Annotated in this window: 1 protein-coding gene; it reads left to right on the top strand. The window is 38.3% G+C overall.

Features of this window, described 5'->3' with window-relative positions; all coding sequences use genetic code 11:
* On the top strand, positions 1 to 290 hold a 290-nt coding region (locus NG918_RS16825; RefSeq protein WP_252227199.1), incomplete at both ends, for an MFS transporter.

Here is a 290-nt window from a genome sequence, read left to right as displayed (position 1 = left end):
ATATCGCAGAATCTTCTCCAGATAAAAAGCGTGGTATACTCGGTAGTGGTCTTGAAATTGGAACACTCTCAGGTTACATTGCTGCCTGTGTAATTGTTACCATTTTGACGATATTATTAACAGATGAGCAAATGCTCAGCTGGGGATGGCGTATTCCTTTCTTAATTGCTGCACCAATTGGTTTGGTCGGTTTATATTTACGACGTCATTTAGATGAATCTCCAATCTTTCAAGAGATGGAAAAAGCACAAGAGGAATCTGAAGACAACGAACAATTTTCATTTATGGAT

It is taken from the genome of Clostridium sp. ZBS2, from assembly GCF_023845855.1.
GTDB lineage: Bacteria > Bacillota > Clostridia > Clostridiales > Clostridiaceae > Clostridium > Clostridium aquiflavi.
The sequence above is the reverse complement of the archived record's forward strand: the minus strand, read 5'-3'. Positions and strand labels throughout refer to the sequence as shown.